At 69.6% G+C, this 18,777-nt stretch carries 19 protein-coding genes and 2 pseudogenes; 14 read left to right on the forward strand and 7 right to left on the reverse strand.

What is annotated here, in order from left to right; genetic code table 11:
* Positions 1–218 precede the first annotated feature (218 nt).
* A complete protein-coding gene (locus EPA64_RS06130) occupies positions 219–2,234 on the forward strand; it encodes a DEAD/DEAH box helicase (protein ID WP_134725348.1) in 2,016 nt (671 codons plus the stop codon).
* 482 nt (positions 2,235–2,716) lie between these two features.
* Here EPA64_RS06130 and EPA64_RS06135 read toward each other — a convergent pair whose 3' ends face one another.
* Positions 2,717–3,763 (reverse strand): histone deacetylase family protein, encoded by a 1,047-nt coding sequence (locus tag EPA64_RS06135; RefSeq protein WP_134725349.1) that lies wholly within the window; start codon positions 3,761–3,763, stop codon positions 2,717–2,719.
* A gap of 130 nt (positions 3,764–3,893) precedes the next feature.
* Here EPA64_RS06135 and EPA64_RS06140 point away from each other — a divergent pair, with 130 nt between their 5' ends.
* The 11 genes from EPA64_RS06140 (at position 3,894) to maiA (ending at position 13,437) form a co-directional block, all read left to right on the forward strand.
* Positions 3,894–4,625, forward strand: a complete 732-nt coding sequence (locus EPA64_RS06140; protein ID WP_134725350.1) for an ABC transporter ATP-binding protein — start codon at positions 3,894–3,896, stop codon at positions 4,623–4,625.
* Positions 4,618–5,328, forward strand: coding sequence for an ABC transporter ATP-binding protein (locus EPA64_RS06145; RefSeq protein WP_134725351.1), 711 nt, complete (start codon positions 4,618–4,620; stop codon positions 5,326–5,328). Before EPA64_RS06140 ends, EPA64_RS06145 begins: the two co-directional genes overlap by 8 nt.
* The gene (locus EPA64_RS06150; protein ID WP_134725352.1) at positions 5,325–6,200 is read left to right on the forward strand and encodes a branched-chain amino acid ABC transporter permease; all 876 of its coding nucleotides are present in this window, start codon (positions 5,325–5,327) and stop codon (positions 6,198–6,200) included. The genes EPA64_RS06145 and EPA64_RS06150 overlap by 4 nt, the downstream gene beginning before the upstream one ends.
* Positions 6,201–6,203: 3 nt before the next feature.
* Complete coding sequence (locus EPA64_RS06155; RefSeq protein WP_134725353.1) at positions 6,204–7,181, forward strand: branched-chain amino acid ABC transporter permease; 978 nt, start codon at positions 6,204–6,206, stop codon at positions 7,179–7,181.
* A gap of 33 nt (positions 7,182–7,214) precedes the next feature.
* On the forward strand, positions 7,215–8,438 hold the full coding sequence (locus EPA64_RS06160) for an ABC transporter substrate-binding protein (protein ID WP_134725354.1): 1,224 nt from the start codon (positions 7,215–7,217) through the stop codon (positions 8,436–8,438).
* A 55-nt stretch (positions 8,439–8,493) separates the two neighbouring features.
* Positions 8,494–9,108: an MSMEG_1061 family FMN-dependent PPOX-type flavoprotein gene (locus EPA64_RS06165; protein ID WP_134725355.1), complete on the forward strand. Its 615-nt coding sequence runs from the start codon at positions 8,494–8,496 to the stop codon at positions 9,106–9,108.
* A 123-nt stretch (positions 9,109–9,231) separates the two neighbouring features.
* A complete protein-coding gene (locus EPA64_RS16890) occupies positions 9,232–9,363 on the forward strand; it encodes a hypothetical protein (RefSeq protein WP_281278547.1) in 132 nt (43 codons plus the stop codon).
* Between the two features lie 121 nt (positions 9,364–9,484).
* Positions 9,485–9,985 carry a MarR family winged helix-turn-helix transcriptional regulator gene (locus EPA64_RS06170; RefSeq protein ID WP_134725356.1) on the forward strand — a complete coding sequence of 167 codons (501 nt, stop codon included), beginning with the start codon at positions 9,485–9,487 and terminating at the stop codon, positions 9,983–9,985.
* 78 nt (positions 9,986–10,063) lie between these two features.
* On the forward strand, positions 10,064–11,431 hold the full coding sequence (gene hmgA / locus EPA64_RS06175) for a homogentisate 1,2-dioxygenase (RefSeq protein ID WP_134725357.1): 1,368 nt from the start codon (positions 10,064–10,066) through the stop codon (positions 11,429–11,431).
* Between the two features lie 90 nt (positions 11,432–11,521).
* Entirely contained in the window at positions 11,522–12,745 is a 1,224-nt protein-coding gene (gene fahA, locus EPA64_RS06180) for a fumarylacetoacetase (protein WP_134725358.1), read from the forward strand.
* Between the two features lie 20 nt (positions 12,746–12,765).
* Positions 12,766–13,437: a maleylacetoacetate isomerase gene (maiA, locus tag EPA64_RS06185; protein ID WP_246026636.1), complete on the forward strand. Its 672-nt coding sequence runs from the start codon at positions 12,766–12,768 to the stop codon at positions 13,435–13,437.
* A 39-nt stretch (positions 13,438–13,476) separates the two neighbouring features.
* Here maiA and EPA64_RS06190 read toward each other — a convergent pair whose 3' ends face one another.
* The 3 genes and pseudogenes from EPA64_RS06190 to EPA64_RS06200 form a co-directional block, all read right to left on the reverse strand.
* Positions 13,477–13,755: a nuclear transport factor 2 family protein gene (locus tag EPA64_RS06190; RefSeq protein WP_134725360.1), complete on the reverse strand. Its 279-nt coding sequence runs from the start codon at positions 13,753–13,755 to the stop codon at positions 13,477–13,479.
* A gap of 61 nt (positions 13,756–13,816) precedes the next feature.
* Positions 13,817–13,930 (reverse strand): annotated as a pseudogene (locus tag EPA64_RS06195) (SDR family oxidoreductase); the annotation flags it as partial.
* Between the two features lie 118 nt (positions 13,931–14,048).
* Positions 14,049–14,357, reverse strand: a pseudogene (locus EPA64_RS06200) (C4-dicarboxylate TRAP transporter substrate-binding protein); the annotation flags it as partial.
* 45 nt (positions 14,358–14,402) lie between these two features.
* Here EPA64_RS06200 and EPA64_RS06205 point away from each other — a divergent pair.
* On the forward strand, positions 14,403–14,768 hold the full coding sequence (locus EPA64_RS06205; RefSeq protein ID WP_281278552.1) for an FCD domain-containing protein: 366 nt from the start codon (positions 14,403–14,405) through the stop codon (positions 14,766–14,768).
* Complete coding sequence (locus tag EPA64_RS06210; RefSeq protein ID WP_134725361.1) at positions 14,765–15,379, forward strand: glutathione S-transferase family protein; 615 nt, start codon at positions 14,765–14,767, stop codon at positions 15,377–15,379. Before EPA64_RS06205 ends, EPA64_RS06210 begins: the two co-directional genes overlap by 4 nt.
* Before the next feature lie 183 nt (positions 15,380–15,562).
* Here the strand turns inward: EPA64_RS06210 and tcuB are convergent, their stop codons facing one another.
* From tcuB to EPA64_RS06225, 3 genes are read right to left on the reverse strand one after another with little or no spacing between them, the layout of a single operon-like run.
* The gene (tcuB, locus tag EPA64_RS06215) at positions 15,563–16,657 is read right to left on the reverse strand and encodes a tricarballylate utilization 4Fe-4S protein TcuB (RefSeq protein ID WP_134725362.1); all 1,095 of its coding nucleotides are present in this window, start codon (positions 16,655–16,657) and stop codon (positions 15,563–15,565) included.
* Positions 16,647–18,068 carry an FAD-dependent tricarballylate dehydrogenase TcuA gene (gene tcuA / locus EPA64_RS06220; protein WP_134725363.1) on the reverse strand — a complete coding sequence of 474 codons (1,422 nt, stop codon included), beginning with the start codon at positions 18,066–18,068 and terminating at the stop codon, positions 16,647–16,649. The genes tcuB and tcuA overlap by 11 nt, the downstream gene beginning before the upstream one ends.
* A gap of 25 nt (positions 18,069–18,093) precedes the next feature.
* Complete coding sequence (locus EPA64_RS06225; protein WP_134725364.1) at positions 18,094–18,756, reverse strand: GntR family transcriptional regulator; 663 nt, start codon at positions 18,754–18,756, stop codon at positions 18,094–18,096.
* Between the last annotated feature and the right edge of the window lie 21 nt (positions 18,757–18,777).

The following is an 18,777-nucleotide window of genomic DNA, read 5'->3' on the forward strand; positions in this document are numbered from 1 at the left end:
GCCAGCGGCCGCCGCTGCCGGCCGCCGTCGCCGCAGGCCACCGCCGACCCCAGCCGCCGGCCGCCGGCCGCCGCGACCGGACGGAAGTTTTGACTCGGGCGCGCGCAGCCGCTATGGGCGGTCCTTTCGGCCAGACGCTCCGGCGCGGTCGCCATAGGGGGCGATCGCAGGGGACAGGTGCCGTCCATCGGTGCACGGCACCCCTTCAGGCGAACACGATGACCAGTTTTGACCTTGCCGCGCCGCTTTCCGCGGCCCTGGCCGACAAGGGCTATTCCACCCTTACCCCCGTGCAGCAGGCGGTCCTCGCCCCCGATGCGGCGGGGCGCGACATCCTGGTGTCGGCCCAGACCGGGTCGGGCAAGACCGTCGCCTTCGGGCTGGCGATCGCCACGAACATCCTGGACGGCGACAGCCTGCCGCTGGGCGGCCTGCCGGTGGCGCTGGCCATCGCGCCGACGCGCGAACTGGCGCTGCAGGTCGCGCGCGAGCTGGGGTGGCTTTACGCCAGCGCCGGGGCGCAGATCGCGACCTGCGTCGGCGGCATGGACTATCGCACCGAACGCCGGGCGCTGGCGCGCGGCGCGCATATCGTCGTGGGCACCCCCGGCCGGCTGCGCGACCACATCGAACGCGGCAGCCTTGACCTGTCGATGCTTCGCGCCTGCGTCCTGGACGAGGCGGACGAGATGCTGGACCTGGGCTTCCGCGAGGACCTGGAGTTCATCCTGCAATCCGCCCCCGCCGACCGGCGGACGCTGATGTTCTCGGCCACGGTGCCCGCGGCCATCGCGAAACTGGCGACCGAGTTCCAGCGCGACGCGCTGCGCATCGTCGCCACCGGCGAGGCGCGCCAGCACGGCGACATCGCGTATCGCGCGATCAGCGTGGCGTCGCGCGACCGCGAGAACGCGATCTTCAACCTGCTGCGCTTTCACGAGGCGCGGACGGCGATCATCTTCTGCAAGACGCGCGCCAACGTGAACCACCTGCTGGCGCGCATGGGCAACCGCGGCTTCAAGGCCGTGGCGCTGTCGGGCGAGTTGAGCCAGCAGGAACGCACCCACGCCCTGCAGGCGCTGCGCGACGGGCGGGCGCGGGTGTGCGTGGCGACCGACGTGGCCGCGCGCGGCATCGACCTGCCGGGGCTGGAACTGGTGATCCACGCCGACCTGCCGACCAACGCCGACACCTTGCTGCACCGTTCGGGCCGCACCGGCCGCGCCGGGGCCAAGGGCGTGTCGGCGCTGATCGTGCCCCCGGCGGAGTTCAAGAAGGCGCAGCGCCTGCTGGCGCAGGCGCGGGTGCAGGCCGAATGGGGGCCGGCGCCCTCGTCCGAGGATGTGCGCGCGCAAGACGACCAGCGCATGCTGGACCATCCCGCCCTGACCGCCGCCCCCGACGAGGACACCGCCGCCGCCGACCAGTTGCTGGACCGGTTCGGCGCGCAGCAGGTCGCGGCCGCCTTCATCCGCCTGTGGCGCGAAGGCCGCCCCGCCCCCGAGGAGCTGGCGGACCCGCCCGCCAGCCCCGGCGCCCCCGCCGCCCCGCGCGAGCGCGGCGAGTTCGGCGAGGCGGTCTGGTTCGCGCTGTCGGTCGGCCACACCGGCCGCGCCGAGGCGCGATGGCTGCTGCCCAAGATCTGCGAGGCGGGCGGCATCACCCGCGACGGCATCGGCGCGATCCGGGTGCGCCAGGACGAAAGCTATGTCCAGATCGCGGCCGCCCTCGCCCCCCGGTTCGGCCAGGGGGTCGAGCTTGAGCCGGGCCTTGCCATGCGCCGCCTGAACGGCGAGCCGCCGCTGGACGAACGCGGCGCGCGCCCCGCGCCCCGCCCCCGCCCCGCGCCCCGCCCCGCACCCCGCGCAGCGGTGGCGGAGGCCGAGGCGCCGCGCCCCCGCTGGACCCCCGACGACCGGCAGGACGGCGAGATGGGCAGGGCGCATGCGGCCACGGGCGGCGATGCCGAACGGCCGAAGCGCCCCGCGAGGGACCGCAGCGCCCCGGTGGGACAGGACGACGCGCGAAAAAGTTTCCCGGCGAAAAAGCCCGGCCCCAAGCCCCGCGCGACGCAGGCCGACACGCCCCCCCACCGCGCCGCGTCGGGCAAGCCCGGCAAGCCCGCGTGGAAATCCGACCCCGGCGGCGCGCCCAAGCCCCGCGCGCCGTTCCGGCCCAAGGGTCCGGGCGGCGCGGGCAAGCCCAAGGGCCAAGGCAAGCCGCCGAAACGCTGAAGGACGCGCGGGCATCGGCCAAGGCCGGACCTGCGCCCCGCGCCGCCTTGCGACAGCCTTTCCGCCGGAGTGCGCGCAGCCGGTCCCGGTCGATCCGGGCCGCCTGCGCGCGCACGGCATCGGATCGCGCAGTCGGTCCCGGCCGATCCGCGCCGCTGCCCCCGCACGACAGCCTTTCCGCCGGGCGGCGCGCAGCCGGTCCCGACCGATCCGCGCCGCGACCCGCACGCTGCATCGGGACAGCCTGCCGCCGGGGGAAGCGCCGGTCCTTCCCGGTGCCCGCCTGCCCGCGCGTCGCCTCACGACAGCCTTGCCGCCGGAAGCGCGCGGCCGATCACCCCGGGTCGTCGCCTCCCCCGCCCGCCGCCTCACGACAGCCTTGCGGCGGGGGATCGCGCAACCATCTCGCCCCGGTCCGCGCCGCTGCCCGCGCCCTGTCACGTCAGCCTTGCAAGGGCAGCGCGCAGCGGTCCCCCCCGCTCTCAGCCGTCGAACCCGGCCAGGAAGGCGTGCAGGCAGTCGCCGATGACCTCGACGGCATAGCCGCCTTCCTGGACGATCAGCGTGGGCAGGCCGATGGCGCGGACGGCGGCGGCGATGTCGCCGAAATCCTCGGACTCAAGCCGCAGGACGCCGATCGGGTCCGATTTATGCGCGTCATAGCCCAGCGACAGCACCAGCGCCTCGGCGCAAAAGTCGCGGATCGCGCCAGCGGCGGTCGCCAGCGCGGCCATCATCTGCGGCTTGGCCGCGCCGTGCGGCAGCGGCAGGTTCAGGTTGAACCCCTCGCCCGCGCCGCTGCCGCGTTCGTCGGCATAGCCGGTGTAGAAGGGATAGAAATCCCCCGGATCGCCGTGGATCGACACGGTCAGCACATCCGCCCGCCCATAGAAGATCTGCTGCGTCCCGTCGCCGTGATGCACGTCCACGTCCAGCACGGCCACGCGCCCGAACCGCTGGCGCAGCCGCTGCGCGGCGATGGCGGCGTTGTTCAGATAGCAGAACCCCGACGCCCGGTCGGCCCGCGCGTGATGGCCCGACGGGCGGCACAGCGCAAAGGCGCTGTCCTCGCCGCCCAGGATCGCGTCGGCGCCCGCGACCGCCGTCTCGGCCGACCGCAAGGTGGACAGCCAGGTGTCGGGACCGACCGGCACCGACAGGTCGCCCAGATACCACCCCATGCGCCCCAACAGACCCGTGGGCCGGGGGGGCGGGCGCACCGGCTGGTCGGGGCGCGCGCTCCAATACGGGAAGGTGGCGGGCCAGACCTCGGGGCCGCGCTCGGGCGGAAGCTGCTGCCACTGGTCCCAGGCGGTGCGCAGGAACGCGACGAAGCCGGCATCGTGGACCTGCAGGACCGGGTCGCAGCCGGTTTCGGCAGGCGCCTGGGGACGGATGCCGCGGCGGGCAAGCGCGTCCAGCAGGCGGTCGGTCCGGCAGGGCAGATCCTTGGGCGCGACGACGCGGCCGAAGCGCATGTATTGCTGCGGATCATGCGCCGCCTGCCGGGGGTGGTAAAAGGCGCGCATCGGGGCACTTTCTGCTGCTGATTTGGGCTGTCGCGGACCGGCATCGTGCGGACGTCGCAGGACCGCACGAAAACGCCTTGCATGCGGGGGGTCAACCTCTAGTGTTTCCGCAAGACAAGGAAAATCCTGCGTGACCGACGCCAACCTGCTGCGACTGAAGGACATTTCCGTCCGCTTTGGCGGGCTGACCGCGCTGAACGGGATCAGCCTGGACCTGCGGCGCAATGCGTCGCTGGGGCTGCTTGGACCCAATGGCGCGGGCAAGACCACGCTGTTCAACGTCATCGCCGGGGCGGTCCGCCCGTCCACCGGCCGCGTGACCTTCGACGGGCGCGACGTGACCGGCGACGCCACCAGCGCGCGCAGCCGGGCGGGCGTCGCGCGCACGTTCCAGATCACCCAGCCCTTCATCAGCCTGACGGTGCGCGAGAACGTCATGGTGGCGCTGACCGCCGCCGGTATGGCGATGCGGCAGGCGCATGGCGCGGCGGCGGAATACGTCGATTTCGTCGGCCTGCGGGCCAAGATCGACGACGCCGCATCGGGCCTCAGCACCGGGCAGCGCAAGCGGCTTGAACTGGCGCGCGCGCTGGCCACCCGGCCCAAGCTGCTGCTGCTGGACGAGGTGACGGGCGGCGTGGACCGCCCGTCCATCCCCGGTCTGGTCGAGACGATCCGCGCGCTGCACGCCGAACGCGGGCTGACGATGGTGGTGGTCGAACACCACATGGATTTCCTGGGCGCGCTGGTGGACGAGGCGCTGTTTCTGGATCAGGGCGAGCAGCTCGTCTCGGGCAGCCTGGCGCAGGTCGCCGCCGACGCGCGCGTCCGCGACATCTATCTGGGGGACGCCCATGTTTGAGCTGAGCGGGATCGACGTGCGCTATGGCGCGGCGCAGGTCTTGTGGGATCTGTCGCTGACCGTCGCCCCGGGCGAGGTCGTCGCCGTCATGGGGCCGAACGGGTCGGGCAAAAGCACCGTGCTGAAGGTCGCGATGGGCCTCAAGCGGCCCAGCGGCGGGCGCGTGATGTTCGACGGCGCCGACCTGACGCAGGCGCCCGCGACCGCGCGCGTCGGCGCGGGGATGAGCATCGTCCTGGAACGCCGCCGCCTGTTCCCCCGCATGAGCGTGCGCGAGAACATCGAGATCGGCGGCTTTGTCCTGCCCCGCGCCGAGATCCGGCGGCAGATGGACTGGGTGCTGTCGCTGTTTCCCGAACTGCGCCCGCACATGGACGCGACCGCGGGCCGTCTTAGCGGCGGCCAGCAGCAGATGGCGGCCATTGCCCGCGGGCTGATGGCCAAGCCGCGCCTGCTGCTGATGGACGAGCCGCTGCTGGGGCTGTCGCCGGCATTGCAGCAGCGGGTCTTTGCCCTGATGCGCGAGATCAACGACCGCGGCGTGGCGATCCTGTTCAACGAACAGAACGCCAAGCTGTCGTTCGGGCTGAGCCACCGCGGCTATCTGCTGGAATCCGGGCGCGTGGTGCTGACCGGTTCCGGCACGCAGATGCTGGACCACCCCGAGATCCGGCGCGTCTATCTGGGCGAGGCCGCCGCATGACCGGCGCGATCCTGATCGAGACGCTGCTGAACGGGCTGATCACCGGGGCGATCTATGCGCTGATCGGGTCGGGGATCGCGCTGATCTATGGCACGACGCGGGTGCTGAACTTTGCCCACGGCGAGGCGATGATGCTGGCCGCCTATGCGGCGCTGATCCTGTCCACCACGGCGGGGCTGCCGCTGTGGCTGGCCGCGCTTGGCGCGATCCTGCTGGTCATGGCGGGCGGCGTCGTGATGCAGCGCGCGGTCATCGCGCCCATCCTTGCGCGCGAGGACTGGTCGTTCCGCATCATCGCCGCGACCATCGGCCTGTCGATCTTCCTGCAAAGCGCGGCGCAGCTGATCTGGGGCGAGGGGTTCAGCGCCCTGCCCTATTTCTTCGACGGCGTGCTGGTGCTGGGGCCGGTGCGGATGCCGTGGCAGCGCATCGCCATCCTGATCGTGGCGCTGGTGGCGCTGGGGCTGTCGGCCCTGCTGCTGTATCGCACGCGGTTCGGCCAGATGATCCGCGCCACGGCGCAGGACGCCGAGGCGGCCGAGGCGTTCGGCATCCCCGCCGCGCGCGTCCACACGATGGTCTTTGCGCTGTCGGCGGGTCTTGCGGCCGTGGGCGCGATCATGCTGGCGCCGCTGTTGTCGGTGAACCCGTGGATGGGCGTGCCCTATATCCTCAAGGCATTCGCCGTGGTGATCCTGGGCGGGCTGGGCAGCTTTGGCGGCGCGATCCTGGCCGGTTTCCTGCTGGGCATCATCGAAAGCTTTGGCGTCACGCTGACGTCCAGCGAATGGCGGGACGTGATCTCGTTCGGGCTGCTGATCGCGGTGATCTGGGTCCGGCCCTATGGCCTTTTCAGCACGCGGGAGGGCTGATCCATGACCGAGATGCTCGGCCGCCGCCCGGCCCTGACCCTGCTGTTGCTGATCGCCGTGCTGGCGGTGATCCCGTTCGTGGTGACGAACCCCTATTACCTGCACGTGCTGACGATCTTCCTGCTGTTCGCGATCTTCGCGTCGGGCTGGAACCTGACGCTGGGCATCCTGGGGCTGAAGACGCTGGGCCACCACGCGTTCTTTGCGCTGGGGGCCTATGGCTCGGCCATGCTGTCGCATTACGCCGGCGTCTCGCCCTGGGCCACGATCTGGGTCGGCGCGGGGATCGCGGCGCTGGCGGGCCTGCTGATCGGGGTGCCGATCCTGCGCATCCGCTCGATGCCGCATGTGGCCATCGTGACGCTGGCCTTTGCCGAGATCATCCGGCTGGTGCTGGCCAACCTCAAGGACTGGACCCGCGGAGAGCTTGGGTTCTGGGGGATCGACGCGATGCCCGCGCTGAACCTGGGCGGCACCGTGGTCGAGTTCGGGACCGGCAAGCCCTTCGGGTCGTATCTGCTGGCGCTGGCGTTCTTTGCCGGGGTCCACGCGCTGCTGCTGGTGGTGCTGCGCGGGCGCATCGGGCTGACGCTGGTGGCGATGCGCGATTCCGAACTGGCGGCGGAAAGCCTTGCGGTGGACCTGACCCGCTGGAAGCTGGGCGTCTTTGCCTTCAGCGCCGCGATCGTCGGCCTCAGCGGGGCGCTTTATGCCCATTACATCCAGATCCTCACGCCCACATCGACCGTAGGCCCCGAGATGCTGGTGACGTTGCTGGCGATGATCATCGTGGGCGGCGTCGGGCGGTTCACCGGCCCGATCCTGGGCGCGCTGCTGCTGACCGTTGTGGGCGAGGCGCTGCGCGAGTTCGGGGATTACCGGATGCTGCTTTACGGGGGCATCGTCATGCTGTTCGTGCTGGGCGCGCCGCGGGGCCTTGCGGGATGGCTGGCCCTGATCGGACGCCGCCGGGCGGCCTGACAACCAACATCAACCAACAGAGGAACTGCCGCCATGCTGAGACGACTGCTCGCCACCAGCGCGCTTGCGCTGTCCTTCGCCGCGCCGCTGACCGCCGCCGCGCAGGACATCCCCGTCGGCGCCATCGCGCCGCTGACCGGCCCCGCCGCGAACTCGGGCGAGGCCCTGCGCCAGGGGTTCATGCTGGCCGTCAAGGAATGGAACGAGGGCAAGGCCGACTATGTCACCCCCGGCGGCGCGCACCCGACCGTCGCCCTGACGGTCGAGGACAACAACTCGAAACCCGAGGTGGGCGTCAGCGCCGCGCAGCGCCTGATCACCCGCAACGGCATCAAGCTGCTGATCGGCGACGCGCTGCACAGCCATGTCACGATGGCCCTGATGGAGCTTTCGCCCCAGTTCGACCTGCCGATCCTCAGCGCCGAGCCGGTCAGCACGCTGATCGCCGACAAGGTCAAATCCGACCCCGAGAAATACGCGCTGTATTGGAAGGGCAACTATAACAGCAGCGCCTATGGCGAGACGGTCCACGACTTTGTCAAATGGGCGCTGGAAAACGGCGTGATCGCCGAGGGCGGCAAGAAGCTGGCCTTCGTGATCGAGGACACCGACTATGGCCATTCCAACGCCGACACGATCACCGAGCTGTTCACCGCCGACGGCTGGACCGTCGTCGCCACCGAGGCCGTGCCCGCGGGCAGCACGGATTTCTATCCGCAGCTGACCAAGCTGAAAAGCGCGGCGCCCGACCTGACGCTGTCGGTGTTCACCGCCGTCAACTCGGGCGTGTCGCTGGTCCGCCAGATCGCCGAACAGGCGATGCCCGGCCGCCACATGGCGATCTATTACCCGACCAAGCCCGAGTTCATGGACCAGGTCGGCGACGCGGGCAAGGGGCTGATCTGGACCTCGCTGCAGTTCGCACCCGACGTGGTGCCCGCCCACAAGGCGTTCGACGACAAGATCCAGGCCGAGTTCGGCAACCCCGCCACCTATAGCCATGCGCACGGCTATTGCACGATGATGATCGGGCTGCGGGCGCTGGAAACCGCGGGCGGCACCGACCCCAAGGCGGTGTCGGACGCCATCGGGGCGACCGACTACAACTGCCTGATCGGGCGGTTCAAGTTCGACCCCGAGGACCACACCGTCATCGGCGGCGGCGAATATCTGCCGCTGCCGGTGGCCCAGGTCCAAAGCGGCGTGAACCAGCTGATCTGGCCGCAGGCGAACGCCACCGCCGAAGCCGTGAAGTGACCCCACGGGGCGGGGCCTTCGGTCCCGCCCGCAACCGCCAGGGTGGAACGTGTCCATGCAGTTCATCAGCAGCGAAGCCGAGCTTGAGGCGATCTATGGCGAGCCGGTCAAGGCCGCCGTCGCCAAGGTGTCGGCCTGGCTGACCCCGACCTATCGCCGCTGGATCGAGGCGGCGCCGTTCTGCGTGATCTCGACCGTCGGGCCGGGCGGCACCGACGCCTCGCCCCGCGGCGACGATGGCCCCGTCGCCCGCGTGCTGGACGAACGCACGCTGGCGATCCCCGACTGGGTGGGCAACAACCGCATCGACACGCTGCGCAACCTGGTCCACGACGACCGCATCGCGGTGATGTTCATGGTGCCCGGTTCGGGCAACGTGGTCCGCGTCAACGGCATCGCCCGCGTGACGGCGGACCCCGCCTTCCGCGACAGCTTTGCCCGCGGCACCACCGCCGGCGCGCTGGTGCCGCGCACGGTGATGATCGTGCAGACGGCCGAGGTTTATATGCAATGCACCCGCGCGATCATGCGCTCGCGCATCTGGGCCGACCGCCGCCCGCCCGAGGGCCTGCCCACGCAGGGCGAGATGCTGGCCGCGCAATCCGACGAGTTCGAATCGCGCAGCTATGACGAGGGCTGGAACATCCGCGGACCCGCGAATCTGTGGTGAGGGTGGCGGCGCGACCGTCCGAGGGCCTGCCCACGCGGGGCGAGATGCTGGCCGCGCAGTCCGACGCGTTCGAACCGCGCAGCCATGACGAGGGCGGGAACATCCGCGGCCGGCCAATCTGTGGTGAGAGGGGCGGCGCGGACTCCCGAGGGCCTGCCCACGCGGGGCGGGGTGCGGGCCGCGCAGTCCGACGCGTTCGATCCGCGCAGCCATGACGAGGGCTGGACCATCCGCGGCCCCGCCTATCTGTGGTGAGAGGGGCGGCGCGGACGGGGGGCTCGTCGCTCGGCCGCCGTCCCTTGACGGGCGCGGGCGATTTCCGGCACCAAGCAGGCATCGTTGCGACTGAAATCACCCCAGCCACCACGGGCCGCCCATGAAGATCGAAGCGTTCTTTCCCTATCGGATGGCGGTCACGGCCGAGGCGTTTTCCCGCCAGCTGGTCGCCGTTTATGGCCGCACCCACGGGCTGTCGCGCGAGGAATGGCGGCTGCTGTTCCTGCTTGAGGATGCGGGGATGCTCGATTCCCTGCAGGTGTCGCAGCGCACGTCGCTGGACAAGGTGCAGGTCAGCCGCGCCGCCTCGCGGCTGGAATCCAAGGGCTTGATCACCCGCTCGGTCTTGGGGTCAGACCGCCGCCTGCGCGACTACCGGATCACCGACGCGGGACAGGCGCTGTTCACCCGCGCCTTTGCCGAGGTCGAGGCCCGCGCGCAGGAAATCCTTGACGCCATGCCGCCCGCCGACCGCGAGGCGCTGCTGCGCGGCATCGCCGCCCTTGACCGCGCCATCGCAAGCGTGACCCAGCCCGAGGCCGGGCACGGCACCGCCTTTCCGCGTCCGGGCGGGTCCGGGGAAACCGCGCCGCCCGAGTGACGCGGGCTTGACATCGTTGCGTCTGCAACGGATATCGTTGCATCAGCGATGAACACCCCGGGGGGCGGAGGACCAGGCATGACGACCCATGATTTGCCGAAAGGGCTGGTGCGGGGCACCGTGACCACGGGCACCGTCGAGGGCTATATGCCCGGCTTCGGCAACGACTTTGAAACCGAGGCGCTGCCCGGCGCGCTGCCGCAGGGGCAGAACAGCCCGCAGAAGGTCAACTATGGCCTTTATGCCGAACAGCTTTCGGGCACCGCCTTCACCGCGCCGCGCGGCCAGAACGAGCGGACCTGGTGCTATCGCATCCGCCCCTCGGTGCATCACACGGGGCGGTTCAGCGCGATCGAGGTGCCATATTGGAAAACCGCGCCCAACGTGCTGCCGAACGTCACCAGCCTGGGCCAGTATCGCTGGGATCCCGTTCCCATGCCTGCCGCCGACGCCGACCTGACCTGGATTACCGGCATGCGCACGATCACCACCGCGGGCGACGTCAACATCCAGGTGGGGATGGCCAGCCACGTCTATCTGGTCACCCGCTCGATGCAGGACGAATATTTCTTCTCGGCCGACAGCGAGCTGCTGGTCGTCCCGCAGGAGGGCAGGCTGCGCTTTTGCACAGAACTGGGCGTGATCGACCTTGAACCCAAGGAAATCGCGATCATCCCGCGCGGGCTGGTTTACCGCGTCGAGGTGCTGGAAGGCCCCGCCCGCGGCTTTGTCTGCGAGAACTATGGGCAAAAGTTCGACCTGCCCGGCCGCGGCCCCATCGGCGCCAACTGCATGGCGAACCCGCGCGACTTCAAGTGCCCGGTCGCCGCGTTCGAGGATCGGGACGCGAAATCCCGCGTCGTCATCAAGTGGTGCGGCCAGTTCCACGAGACCTGGATCGACCATTCGCCCTTGGACGTGGTGGCGTGGCACGGCAATTATTGCGCCTATAAATACGACCTGCGCACCTATTCGCCGGTCGGCGCGATCCTGTTCGACCATCCCGACCCGTCGATCTTTACCGTCCTGACCGCGCCTTCGGGGCAGGAAGGGACGGCCAACATCGACTTTGTGCTGTTCCGCGAACGCTGGATGGTGGCGGAACATTCCTTCCGCCCGCCGTGGTATCACAAGAACATCATGTCCGAGCTGATGGGCAACATCTACGGCATCTATGACGCCAAGCCGCAGGGCTTTGCGCCGGGGGGCATGAGCCTGCACAACTGCATGCTGCCGCACGGTCCCGACCGCGACGCGTTCGAGGGCGCGTCGAACGCCGAGCTTAAGCCCGAGAAGCTGGACGAGACGATGTCCTTCATGTTCGAGACCCGCTTTCCGCAGCACCTGACCGCGTTCGCCGCGAACGAGGCCCCGATGCAGAAGGAATACATCGAGGTCTGGAACCGGCTGGAGAAAAAGTTCGACGGGACGCCGGGCGTCAAATAGCGCGCCGTCCCCGGACGATCACCAACGACGACAGATGACCTCCCGCGGCCGTGCCGGCGCGGGGACGGATGGGCAATGCGAGGACTGGACATGGCGGCAGACAACGGGGCGGCGACGCTGAAAAGCTGGGTGGCATCGGCGAACGAAAAGGGGTGCGACTTTCCCATCCAGAACCTGCCCTATGGCGTGTTCTCGACGGGGAACGGCCCGCGCCGCTGCGGGGCGGCCATCGGGGACATGATCGTCGATCTTGCCGCCTGCGAGGAACGCGGCCTGATCGACGCAAGCGGCACCTTTGCACGGTCTGATCTGAACGATTTCATCGCCCTTGGCCGCGACGCATGGGCCGGGGTCCGGGCGCGGCTGACCGAGTTGCTGAGCGAGGGCGGCGACCGCACCCTGCCGCTGGTCCCGATGGCCGGGGCCACGCTGCACCTGCCGGTCCGCGTGACCGAGTTCACGGATTTCTACGCCTCGAAGAACCACGCCTTCAACGTGGGCGTGCTGTTCCGCGGCCCGGAAAACGCGCTGCCGCCGCAGTGGACGCACATGCCCATCGGCTATAACGGCCGCGCCTCGTCGGTGGTGGTGTCGGGCACCCCGATCCGCCGCCCGATGGGGCAGGTCCGGGGCGAGAGCGGGCCGGAATGGACCGCCTGCCGCAGGCTGGACCTGGAGCTGGAGCTGGGCGCCATCGTCGGGGCGGACAGCACGATGGGCGAGCGGGTCGGCGTCGAGCAGGCCGAGCAGATGATCTTCGGCTATGTGCTGCTGAACGACTGGTCGGCGCGCGACGTGCAGGCGTGGGAATACCAGCCGCTGGGGCCGTTCCAGGCCAAGGCGCTTGGCACCACGATCAGCCCGTGGATCGTGACGCAGGCCGCGCTGGAACCCTTCCGCTGCGAGGGGGCGGCGCGCGACAACCCGCTGCTGCCCTATCTGCAGGAAAGCCGCCCGGGCTTTTACGACCTGACCGTCGGCTGGACGATGAACGGCCAGGACATGGCGCGCACGAACTATAACGTCATGTATTGGTCCAGTGCCCAGCAACTGGCCCATCACACGGAGTCCGGCTGCCCGATGCGGGTGGGCGACCTGCTGGGGACCGGCACGATTTCCGGGCCGTCGCCGGACCAGACCGGGGCGCTGCTGGAAATGACGCAGGGCGGCAAGGTGCCGGTGACGGTGAACGGCCAGCCCCGGACCTTTATTCAGGACGGCGACGAGATCGGGCTTTACGCCCACGCCGCGGGCGACGGCTATCGGGTGGGCTTCGGCCCCTGCACCGGGCAGATCCTGCCGGCGGCGGAATGACCATGCCGGGGGTTGGGGCCGTGGCGGAAGGGACCGGCGGCGTGGTGCTGCACGATTACTGGCGGTCGTCGGCATCCTATCGGGTCAGGATCGCGCTGGCGCTGAAGGGCATCGTCTATGGCCGCGTTCCGGTCGATCTGGTCGCGGGCCAGCAGCGCGCGGCCGCGCATCTGGACGTCAACCCGCAGGGGCTGGTGCCCGCGCTGCAGATCGACGGCCTCGTGCTGACCCAATCGCTGGCGATCATCGACTATCTCGACGAAACCCGCCCCGCCCCGCCGCTGCTGCCCCAAGGCGCGCCAGCCCGCGCCCATGTCCGCGCGCTGGCCCTTGCCATCGCCTGCGAGGTTCACCCCCTGTCCAACCTCGCGGTGCTGGCGCGGGTCGAGGCGCTGGCGGGCGCCGACGCGCGCGCCGAATGGAACCGCGACAACATCGGCCGCGGGCTTTCCGCGTTCGAACGGATGCTGGATCATCCGGGCTTTGCCGGCCGGTTCTGCCACGGCGACGCGCCCGGCCTTGCCGATTGCGTGCTGATCCCGCAGCTTTACAACGCCGACCGCTGGGGTGTTTCCTTCGACCACCTGCCGCGCATTTCGATCGTGGCGCGGTCCTGCGCGGCGCATCCCGCCTTTCTGGCGGCGCATCCCGACAATTTCGCGCCCCTCGCCCAGGCTGCCGCCGCGGGCTGATCCGCTGAATGGAAGGCGCGGTCCTGTCCGCCCTTTGGATCACCCCGGCAGGAAATCCGCCGCCAGTTCGGCGATGCGCCAGCCCTGGGCGGTGCGGACAAGCGTCAGATCATAGATGCCCGCCATCGCCACGCGGCCCGGCCCGTGGCGAAAGTCGCTGATGATCATCCGGCATTTCCCCTGAACGGTGTCGGCATCGCCCCCCTGCCACAGCACGACATCCGTCATCTGGTGCCGGCAAAGCCCGCCGAAGTTCTGGACCGAGAACCGCGCCAGCGCGGCCAGCGCGGCCCGCCCTTGCGTTTCGCCGGCGGCGATCCCCGACCCGCCCCGTTCGACCGGGGCGGCGCAGGGGCGCGCCGTCGATCATGACATGGCGGCGCCAGGCCTCGGTGCGGATGCGCTCGGCGGTCAGGGGCGTCTCGATCAGGCCGGGGGCGACGGCGTTGACGCGGATGCCGCTGGGACCGAAGTCGTTGGCCATCTGCCACATCGGTCGGATCCTCGATCCCGCGCTCGGCCATCGACTTGGCGGGCAGGTTCTCGGCCACCTGCGTCTGGAACGCGGCCAGCGTGTCCTTCATCTCCTGCGTGGGTTCGGTGACCTTCAGCCCGCGTTCCCTGGACCCTTTCAGCGCCGCCTCGACCCCGACGTGATAGGCCACTTGCGAGCGCGCCAGCCCGGTCGCCACATTGTCCAGCAGAACCCGCCGCTGCGCGGGTTCAAGCCCGGCCCAGGCGTCCTTGTTGAACACATAGGTCGCCCCCACCACGACGCCCTGCGGCAGCGTGTTCACGGTCTTGGCGACCTCCCAGAACTTGCTGCCCTTGTCGAGGTTGGTGGCGTCCGACAGCGTGCAGTCGATCGACCCCCGCTCCAGCCCCGAATAGACGTCGGCGATCGGGACCGACACGGGCACGCCGCCCAGCGCCTGCTGTCACCCGGCGCCCTGCTGCCCGAGAACCTGGCCGATTACCGGCGCATGAACGTGGATTTTCACACCACCGTCATGCAGCTGTCCGGCAATCCCTGGCTTGCGACCTTCGTGCAGCGCCTGCATGACGTGCCCGCGGCGTCCGACCGGGTCATCATGTGGCGCGATTTCCGCGTGATCGAGCGGTCGCACGACGACCACCGCCGCATCGCCACGGCGCTGTCCAAGGCGCAGGGCGAACGCGCGGCCGCCATCATGCGCGAGCACATCACCTTTGCGCTGGAACACATGCAGGTCCAGCTGCAGCTTTACCCGCAGGATTTCCTGCGCGTGCCCAACTTTGACAAACCCGCCCCGCGCCGCAGCAGCGGCAGCAACAAAAGGACTTCCGCATGACGCCCCGCATCTTCTTCTCGCCCGCCTCGCCCTTTGTGCGCAAGGCGATGGTCGCCGCGCTGGAACGGGGGGTCGAGATCGAGAAGCTGCCTTCGGCCGCCTGGCCGGTCAAGCGCGACCCGAACATCGTGCGGCACAACGCGACCGGCAAGGTTCCTTGCCTGCTGCTGGACGACGACACGCCGATCTTCGACAGCCGCGTCATCTCGGCCTTCATCGACGCGCAGGGGGACGAGGGCGAAACGCTGTATCCGCAGGACAGCCGCCGCTTTACGGTGCTGACGCTTGAGGCGCTGGGGGATTCGATCCTCGAGGCGGCGCTGCTGCACCGTTACGAAAACGTCCTGCGCCCCGAGGACAAGCGCTGGGACGACTGGGCGCGCGGGCAGATGGAAAAGGTCGATTCGGGGCTGGACGATCTGGAGGGCCGCTGGTTCGACGCCCTGTCGGCGGGGTTCCACGCCGGGTCGATCGCCGTCGCGTGCATGCTGGGCTATCTCGATTTCCGCTTTGCCGACAAGGACTGGCGCAGCGGGCATCCGCGCCTTGGCGCATGGTTCGCCGCGGTGTCCGAACGCCCGTCCATGCAGGCCACCTTCCCCGCCGCATAAGCCTCCGACCGAGGCCGGAAATGGAAGCCCGCCGCCAGCGATGGCGGCGGGCTTGCCGTTCTTTGCATCCTGCGCCCGGACCCGGTGACCGACGCCGCCGCCGTGCTGCGGGGGCAAGTCCTTGCCCTGTCGGGGGTCATTCATGGCCGCCGGGAAACCGCCTCGCCGACCCGGCGCACCTCCTCAGTCGGCGGTCACGACCTCACGCATGAACTTCTTTTTCTGCTCCTCGATGATCAGGGCGGCCAGCCGGAAGAATCCGTGGACCATCTTCGAGAACGGCAGCAGCAGGAACAGCGTCAGCACCGTGCCAAGATGCAGCGGCAGCAGCCAGGCGACGGCGGCGGTGCCGGTCGCGGCGTAGAGGATCAGCCCGGTCGCGCCGGTCAGGCCCAGCAGGACGACAAAGGCCATCTCGCCGCCCCAGACGCGGCGGGCGCCCAGGGTCGGGTCGGCCTTCAGCTTCAGCCGCGCCATCTCGATGGTGCCCAGCACCAGCAGGATGCCGCCGGGGATGCCCAGCAGCTTGGGCGGGCTGAACAGCGGATAGGGCGCGGGCATCCCGAAGGTGTGCATGATCGACGCGACCGAGGTCGCGGCAAAGCACAGCAGGAACCCGACCAGAACCGCCTGGTGCGCCCAGCGGCGGGCATTGGAATAGCGGTCCTCTTTTTCAAAGTTGCAGCCCTCGCCGTGGCCGCCCGACAGGTTGCGCATCTTGGCGACCGACCAGAAGGCGCCGCGCAGGTCACTGACCGTCGCGCGCCTGCCCCCGGTGTCGCGCCAATAGCGGCGCAGGCCCACGAACAGCGCCAGCAGCGGCAGCAGGAAGGCGGGCGCGAAGATCGCCACCATCACGTTATGGCCGATATAGGCATAGAACCCGTCGCCCTCGGCCGGGCGCAGGTTCAGCGCCACCCACATCAGCGCCGTGGTCGCCAGGACGATCAGCGCCATGATGGCGACGCCGTGGTTGTGGAACAGCCGCCCGATGCCCTGCGGCCAGACATGGCTTTCCCAGCTGTCCTGACGCACCTCGGCCAGCGCGGCGGGCAGGTTCAGCTGGAACTCGTGCGGGGGGGCATACTGGCAGGAATAATAGCAGCCCCGGCAGTTGTGGCACAGGTTGGCCATGTGGCTGATGTCGCCGTCGGCGAACATCTTGTTGCGCATCATCGCCGGAAAGACCGCGCAGAACCCCTCGCAATAGCGGCAGGCGTTGCAGATCTCCAGCTGGCGGCGGGCTTCCTGGATCAGGGCGGGGGTTTCAAGCGACATGGGCGGCTGCCTCCCGGCCGGCGATGCGGCCAAACACGGTTCCAATGGTCATTCCGAAGCCGGCCAGATAGCCCTGCCCCAGGATGGATCCGGCCATCATCTCTCCGGCCGCCCAGACGTTCCGCAGCGGCCCGGCCTGCGTCTGCACCTGCGCGGTGTCCGACACCTTCAGCCCCAGATAGGTGAAGGTCACGCCGGGACGCAGCTGATAGCCATAGAAGGGCGGCGTATCGATGGGCCGCGCCCAGTTGGTCTTGGGCGGGTCAAGCCCCTCGGTCGCCAGCCCGTCCAGCTCGGTCGGGTGAAAGCGGCCGGGGCGGGCGGCGGCGTTGAAATCCGCGACGGTCCGCGCCAGCTTGCCGCCGTCAAGGCCAAGCTGCCGGCCCAGTTCCTCGATGCTGTCGGCCTTGATGGCCGGGAAGACCGACGGCATGAACAGGTCGATCGACTTGGCGTCGATGATCGCATAACCGACCTGCTCGGGCTGGGCGGCGACCAGCCGGCCCCAGATCGCGTAGCGTTTGGGCCAGGTGTCCTCGCCCTCGTTATAGAAGCGGTCGCCGTCCCTGTTCACCACGACCGAGAAGGGCACGCAGTCCAGCCGCGTGCAGATGCCGCCGTCATACTTGGGCGCGCGCCCGTCGATGGCGACCGCGTGGCACTGGGTCGGGTCGCCCACCGTGTCGCAGCCCTGGTCGATCATGTCCTTCAGCACCACGCCGCGGTTGTAGGGCGTGCCGCGGATCAGGAAGTTCGCGGCCGCCGGACCCCAGGCGCGGGTCAGCCACTCGATGTCGGACTGGAACCCGCCGGACGCCAGCACCGCCGCGCGGCCCGCGATCCGCTCGACCGGGCCGCCCGCGACGGAAACCTCCATGTGGGTGAACCGGTCGCCTTGCAGATGAACGTGCCTGACCTGCGCCTCGTAGACGACGGTAACGCCCAGATCCTCGGCGGCGTTGTAATAGGCGTTCACCAGCGCCTTGCCGCCGCCCAGGAAAAAGGCGTTGGTGCGCGACAAGGACAGCGTGCCCGACAGCGAGGGCTGGAAATGCACGCCATGCGCCTGCATCCACGGCAGGCATTCCTGCGAGCTGCGGATGACCATGCGGGCCAGCCGCTCGTCGGTCTTGCCCTTGGTGACCAGCAGCAGGTCGTTGAAATATTCGTCTTCCAGATAGGCGTCGGTCAGGACCGACAGCGGCCCTTCGTGCATGCAGCGAAAGTTGCGCGTGTGGCGGCTGTTGCCGCCGCGATAGGGCTTGGGCGCGCCTTCCAGGATGATGACCTTGCAGCCCGCCTCGGCCGCCGTGATCGCGGCGCACAGCGCGGCGTTGCCGCCGCCCGCGATCACCACGTCCCATTCCGTCGCGCTTCGCGCCGCCGCTGGCGCGCCCTGTCCTTTTGCCATTCGCTCTGCTCCGTTCTCCATCTGGCTAGTCCGCGGGGTCCACCCGCGACTGGCGAAGGGATTTCAGGCGGACATGCTGGGCCGCCTCGATATGGGCGCGCATCTCGGCCTCGGCCTTTTGGCCGTCGCGGGCGGAAAGGGCCGCAAGGATGGCGCAATGCTCGCGCTGGGCATCCGCGACGCGCGACCGCTCCATCAGCGTGGTCGGGCCGAGGATCAGCATGGTTTTCTGCAGGCTGCTGACCGCGCGCATCAGAAAGCGGTTCTTGGCGGCGTTCAGCAGCATCTCGTGGAACTGGCGGTTCAGCTCTGCCGCCTGGCGTTCGTCGCTTGCCTCGGCGAACTCGTGGTTCAGCGCGGCCAGCGCCTCGATCTCGACCGGAGAGGCGGCGCGCGCGGCCAGCCGGGCGGCCGTGCCCTCGATCACGGCGCGCATCTCGTACAGCTCCATGATCTCGGGGTAATCCAGCGTGCGGATCGTCGCGCCCTGCCGTGGCGCGTGGGCCACCAACCCGTCGCTTTCCAAAAGCCGGATCGCCTCGCGCACGGGGGTGCGCGATGCGCCCAGCCGGTCGGCGATCTCGACCTCGCGCAGGCGGGTGCCGGGCACAAGATCGCCCGCGCGGATCTCGTCCAGAAGCCGGTTGTAGATCAGCCGCCCCTGGGGAATGTCGTCGCCTAAGTCCATCGGATACCGGCCGTCGCGGGA

Source organism: Paracoccus luteus, from assembly GCF_004522155.1.
Classification (GTDB): Bacteria; Pseudomonadota; Alphaproteobacteria; order Rhodobacterales; family Rhodobacteraceae; genus Paracoccus; species Paracoccus luteus.